The organism is Acidovorax sp. KPB24-03, assembly GCF_057546605.1.
The window spans coordinates 1-1099 of record NZ_BAAJYR010000727.1 but is presented as its reverse complement, the minus strand read 5'-3'; the positions used below and the strand labels follow the sequence as shown (position 1 = coordinate 1099).

1 pseudogene is annotated in these 1099 nt (G+C 70.3%); it reads right to left on the bottom strand.

Annotation, left to right across the window (positions count from 1 at the left end):
- A pseudogene (locus AC27KI_RS25545) lies at positions 1 to 754 on the bottom strand (Bug family tripartite tricarboxylate transporter substrate binding protein); the annotation flags it as partial.
- Positions 755 to 1099 lie beyond the last annotated feature (345 nt).

Here is a 1099-nt window from a genome sequence, read left to right as displayed (position 1 = left end):
GCCGTACCAGGCGCTGATGTCCACCTCGGCAGGCCGGCTCGGCCATGGTGGGCACCTGCGGCAGCTGCGGGTTGCGCTGCGGCGTGGTCACGGCCAGGGCGCGCATCTTGGCGGACTTGATCTGGCCCAGCACCGAGGGCATGGTGTCGAAGCTCATCTGCACCTGGCCGCCCACCAGATCGACCAGCGCGGTGCCGCTGCCCTTGTACGGCACGTGCATCAGGTCGATGCCGGCCGCGTCCTTGAACATCTCGGCCGCGATGTGCTGCGTGCTGCCCGCGCCGCTGCTGGCGAAGTTGATGGTGCCGGGCGCTTTCTTCGCCAGGGCCACCAGCTCCTTGACCGACTGCGCGGGCAGGGCGTTGGTCACCACCAGCACGTTGGGCACCGCGCCCACGAAGGCCACCGGCACCAGGTCGCGGTTGCTGTCGTAGGCCAGCTTCAAGAGGTGCGGGGCGATGGCGTGCGCGGTGACCACGCCCATCACCATCGTGTGGCCATCGGTGGACTTGGCGGTGGCATCGGCCGCCAGCGTGTTGGAGGCTCCCGGGCGGTTTTCCACCACCGTGGGCTGCTTGAGCAGCGGGCCCAGCCGGTCGGCCACGGCACGGGCCATGGCGTCGGTGCCGCCGCCCGGGGCCGAGCCCACCAGGATGCGGACGGGCCGGGTCGGCCATTCCTGGGCGCTGGCGCCCAGGGGGATGAGGACGGCGGCGGCCAGGGCCAGGCCGGGCAGGGGGATGCGGCACCACATGGTTTGTCTCCTGTTGTATGCATGCCCATGGACCGGGCATTGAGGGGCATCCTAGGGCGCGGCCTGCGGGCCGTAAATTGAAATGAAATGATGGATTGATATCCATTGGTTATCGTTTCCGGTCGCGTCTGGATGCCACCGGAATGGGGGCCTGCGGTTGAATGCCCCGCGCGCGGCTCACTAAACTCGGCGCTGCTCCCTCCCCACCGGATTCCCACCCTCCATGCACCGACTGCCCTGGCCCCTGCCCGCCCTCCTGGCCTGGGCCGCCGCATGGCTGGCGTACCTGGGCCTGCAGGGCCGGGTGGCGCCGGTGGCGGCGCTGATCGCGGCCTGCGCCGTGGG